This is a genomic window from Amycolatopsis sp. SID8362 (assembly GCF_010550475.1).
Lineage (GTDB): Bacteria > Actinomycetota > Actinomycetes > Mycobacteriales > Pseudonocardiaceae > Amycolatopsis > Amycolatopsis eburnea.
In genome coordinates, this window is record NZ_JAAGNB010000799.1 from 1 (window position 1) to 4,802 (window position 4,802).

Consider the following 4,802-nt stretch of genomic DNA (forward strand, 5'->3'; position numbering starts at 1 on the left):
GTCGGCGGCGAGGCCGCGAGCGTGCAGCCCGGCCACGGCCGCGAGAGCGGTGCGGGCTTCGGGACGGCCGGGGCGCAGCAGGGGCAGCGCGGCGGCCTCCGCGAAGGACGCACGGACCAGCGCGGAGAGGACACCGTCGGGCCCGAGTTCGAGGAAGGTGGTGACGCGCTGCCCACGCAGCCGCTCGATGCCGTCGGCGAACCGCACAGTCTCCCGCACATGAGTCACCAAGTACTCCGGCGACGTCACATCCCCAGCAGCAACCACCGGAACCGTCGGCTCAGCGAACTCCAAACCCTCAACAACCGCACGGAACTCGTCCAACATCGGATCCATCAACAACGAATGGAACGCATGCGACACCATGAGCCGCTTCGACTTCTCAAACCTCGCAGCAATCTCCAGAACACGGTCCTCAACACCGGAAATCACCACCGAACGCGGACCATTCACCGCCGCAATCGACACCCCATCAACCAGCAACGGCAGAACTTCTTCTTCCGAGGCCACCAGCGACACCATCGCGCCCCCGGCGGGCAACGCCTGCATCAACCGCGCCCGCGCGGACACCAGCGTGCACGCGTCCTCCAACGACAAAACACCGGCCACATGAGCGGCCGCGATCTCACCGATCGAATGCCCCGCAACGAAGTCCGGGCGAACACCCCACGACTCCACCAGCCGGTACAGCGCCACTTCCAGAGCGAACAAGGCAGGCTGCGCCCACTCCGTCCGATCCAGCAACGCGGCGTCCTCACCGAAGACCACCTCACGCACCGGAAGCCGCGCGAACACCGCGTCAAGTGCATCAGCGAAAACCGGGTACCGCTCATACAACTCCCGGCCCATCCCGAGCCGCTGCGAACCCTGCCCGGCGAAGAGCACGGCCAGCTTCGCCTTGGCCTGGACGCGGTCGCGGACGACCGCGGGTACCTGCTCGCCGGCCGCCAGTGCCGTCAGGGCAGCCACCAGTTCGTCGCGGCCGTCCGCGACGACCACCGCGCGGTGCTCGAAGGCCGCCCGGGACTTCGCCAGCGAAAACGCTAAGTCCGCCAGCGGCACGCCGGACGTCACGACCGGCACGAGGGCGGCGGCCTGCGCGGCCAGCGCCTCGGGGGTCTTGCCCGACACCGGGTACAGCGCCGGGCCGGTGAGTTCGGCGGGCTCCGCCGCGGGTTCGGCCGCCGGGGCCTGCTCGAGCACGCTGTGGGCGTTGGTGCCGCTGATGCCGAACGACGAGACGCCCGCGCGCCGCGGTCCGCCGGTCTCGGGCCACGGCCGCGGCTCGGTGACCAGCTCGACCGAGCCGGCCGTCCAGTCCACATAGGACGTCGGCGCGTCGACGTGCAGCGTCTTCGGGACCACGCCGTGGCGCATCGCCAGTACCATCTTGATGATCCCGGCGACCCCGGCCGCGGCCTGGGTGTGGCTGATGTTCGACTTCACCGAGCCCAGCAGCAGCGGGCGTTCGCGGTCCTGGCCGTACGTCGCCAGCAGCGCCTGGGCCTCGACCGGGTCACCCAGGGTGGTGCCGGTGCCGTGCGCCTCGACGACGTCCACATCGGACGGTGCCAGCCCGGCGTTCTTCAGCGCCTGCTGGATGACCTGCTGCTGCGAAGGTCCATTGGGGGCCGTGAGGCCGTTGGACGCGCCGTCCTGGTTGACCGCGGTCCCCCGGACCACGGCCAGCACCTCGTGGCCGTGGCGCTGCGCGTCGGAAAGCCGTTCCAGCACGAGCAGGCCGACGCCCTCGGCCCAGCCGGTGCCCTCGGCGGAGTCGGCGAAGGAGCGGCAGCGGCCGTCGGCGGCCAGGCCGCCCTGGCGGCTGAACTCGACGAACGTCGTCGGGCTCGACATCACCGTGACACCACCGGCCAGTGCCAGCGTGGACTCGCCGGAGCGCAGCGACTGGGCGGCCAGGTGCAGCGCGACCAGAGACGACGAGCACGCCGTGTCGACGGTGACCGCCGGGCCCACGACGCCGAAGGTGTAGGACAGGCGGCCGGACAGCACGCTGTTCGTGTTGCCCGTCAGCACGAAGCCCTCGGAATCCCCGGTCAGGGCGGACATGTAGTCCTGGGCCATGGCGCCGACGAACACGCCGGTGCGGCTGCCCTTGAGCGAGCCGGGGTCGATCCCGGCGCGCTCGAACGCCTCCCACGCCGCCTCCAGCAGCACCCGCTGCTGCGGATCCATTTCCATCGCCTCGCGCGGCGAGATGCCGAAGAAGTCCGCGTCGAAGTCCGGGGCGTCGTGGAGGAATCCGCCGGCCAACGTCGACGAGGCGTCCTTGCCGCCGGGCTCGCCGAGGGCGGCCAAGTCCCAGCCGCGGTCGGCGGGGAACCCGGAGATGCCGTCCTCGCCGCGGGAAAGCAGGTCCCACAGCTGTTCCGGGCTCGACACGCCGCCCGGGTACCGGCAGCTCATGCCGACGATGGCGATCGGCTCCCGCGCCCGCGCTTCGAGCTCGGCCACCCGCTGCCGCGTCCGCACCAGGTCCGCGCCGGTGCGCTTGAGGTAGTCGCGGAGCTTCTTCTCGTTGTCCATATCAGCAACCCATCTCAGCGGCCGGCAGGCAGGGGTGATCCGCGCGGGATCCCGCGAGCAGGGCGGAGCCGGGCTCGCGGGACGCGCGTTCCGGCGGGCCGGGTCCACGGCCGCGCCGGCGCGGCGAGGTCGGCAGGGTCATGGACGCTCGGGAGGGCAGGCCGAGGGCACTCGTCGTCCGGACGTCACCGCGACAGTCTCGTCCGGGCGCACCCGGGAAACCCCTAGTTCCGCCGCCGCCCGGCTGCCGCGGAAAGTCGAGGGTTTTCCCCGGGGGCGCGGTTCTACTGTCGGCCCCCTGACAACGCCCGAAGAGGCCGAGAGGGGCTCTCATGATCACGGCTCGTGGGTTGGCGCGGCGCTTCACCGCGCAGGGCCGCACGGTCGACGCGGTGCGCGGGGTCGACCTGGACGTGGCCGACGGTGAGCTGGTCGCCTTCCTCGGCCCCAACGGCGCCGGCAAGACGACCACCCTGCGCATGCTGACGACGCTGCTGAAGCCGACCGCGGGAACGGCCACGATCGCCGGCTGCGACCTGCTGACCGAGGCGACCCGGGTGCGCCGGCAGCTCGGCTACGTGGCCCAGGGCGGCGGCACCGTCGCCGACCGCAAGGTCAGCGAGGAGCTCCACCTCCAGGGCCGCCTGTACGGGCTGTCGAAGAACCAGGTGCGCGCCCGGGCCGGGGAAATCACCGGCCAGCTCGAGCTCACCGGGCTCGACAACCGGCTCACCAGCACGCTTTCCGGCGGGCAGCGGCGACGGCTCGACCTCGCGCTGGGCCTGATCCACTCGCCGAAGCTCGTCTTCCTCGACGAGCCGACGACCGGGCTCGACCCGCAGAGCCGGGCCAACCTGTGGAACCACATCCGGGCGCTGCGATCCGAGCACGGCGTCACGGTCTTCCTTACCACCCACTACCTGGACGAGGCCGACGCCCTCGCCGACCGGGTGCTGGTCATCGACCACGGCCGGATCGTCGCCGAGGGCACGCCGGACGTGCTCAAGGCCAAAGTGTCCGGCGACGAGGTCACGCTCGCCGTGCCGCCGGAGACCGTGACCCAAGCCGCGGGCATCGTCTCGGGCCTGCCCGGTGCCGAGGGCACGAGCGTCACCGGCGAGGTCATCCGCTTCCGCGTGCCGCGCGGAGACCTGGCCGTGCCGGTGCTGCTGCGCGCGCTGGACAACGCGGGCGTCCTCACCACTTCGCTGAACGTCCGCCGTCCCACCCTCGACGACGTGTTCTTCCTCCTCACCGGCCGCAGCCTGCGCGACGGCGAGGCGCCCCGCCCCGAACCCACCGACGAGAAGGAGGCGGACGGCCGTGGTGCGTGACACCCTGCTGATCTTCCGCGCCGAACTGGCCGTTTCCCTGCGGAACAAGGCTTTCATCGTGATCGGCATGATGCAGCCGGTGCTCTACCTGGTGCTGTTCGGCCCGCTCATGGAAAAGCTCGCCGCGAGCACCCCCGGGTTCGGGCCGGGCAAAACGTGGATGGTGCTGACCCCCGGCCTGATCGTGCAGATCGCGCTGCTCAACGCCTCCTTCGCCGGCTACTCGATCCTGACCGACCAGAACGCCGGGGTGCTGGAGCGGCTGCGGGTCACCCCGAGCAGCCGGGCCGCGCTGATGCTGGGCAAGGTGCTGACCATCGTGGTCAGCACGCTGTTCCAGGCCGTGCTGCTGATCGTGATCGCTTCGCTGCTGTTCGACGTGTCGGCCCCGGCCGTCGGCATCGTCGTCTGCCTGGTCATCGCCGCGCTGCTCTCGCTGACCCTGGCGACGCTGTCGAACTCGATCGCGCTGCGGATGAACAACGAGACGGCGTTCTCCGCCGTGCTCAACGTGCTGCTGCTGCCGATCGTGCTGCTGTCGGGGATCCTGCTGCCGATCACCCCGCAGTTCGCGCCCACCTGGCTGTTCGTGCTCTCGCGGCTCAACCCGCTGTCGTACGTGGTCGACATCAGCCGGGCCAGCTTCACCGGGGACCTGCCGCCGGTCGGCGTCGCCCTCGGCGCACTGATGCTCTTCGGGATCGCCGCCCTCGCCGTCTGGTGGGGCGCGCGCACCTTCCAGCGGGAGACCCGCTGACCGACCGTGAAGGGACGGAAGCCATGACACGCACCATGCCCACGATCTGGGTGTTCGGCCTGGGCACCGCCGGGTCCGCGCTCGCGGCCCTGTTCGCCGGCGGCGGCTGCACGGTGGTCGGCGTCGAACCGGACGACGCCGCCCTCGGCGCGGGACGCGACCGC

2 protein-coding genes and 1 pseudogene are annotated in these 4,802 nt (G+C 71.3%); 2 read left to right on the plus strand and 1 reads right to left on the minus strand.

Going from position 1 to position 4,802, the window contains the following annotated elements:
- Nucleotides 1-2,547: pseudogene (locus tag G3I65_RS24780) on the minus strand (type I polyketide synthase); the annotation flags it as partial.
- A gap of 332 nt (nt 2,548-2,879) precedes the next feature.
- Between G3I65_RS24780 and G3I65_RS24785 the strand changes: the two are divergent.
- On the plus strand, nt 2,880-3,881 hold the full coding sequence (locus tag G3I65_RS24785) for an ATP-binding cassette domain-containing protein (protein ID WP_160698228.1): 1,002 nt from the start codon (nt 2,880-2,882) through the stop codon (nt 3,879-3,881).
- Nucleotides 3,871-4,638, plus strand: coding sequence for an ABC transporter permease (locus G3I65_RS24790; RefSeq protein ID WP_160698229.1), 768 nt, complete (start codon nt 3,871-3,873; stop codon nt 4,636-4,638). The genes G3I65_RS24785 and G3I65_RS24790 overlap by 11 nt, the downstream gene beginning before the upstream one ends.
- Nucleotides 4,639-4,802: the final 164 nt, after the last annotated feature.

Bases quoted from the DNA above. Each gene is read 5' to 3' on its own strand.
- G3I65_RS24785 (WP_160698228.1), top strand. From the start codon at position 2,880: ATGATCACGGCTCGTGGGTTGGCGCGGCGCTTCACCGCGCAGGGCCGC.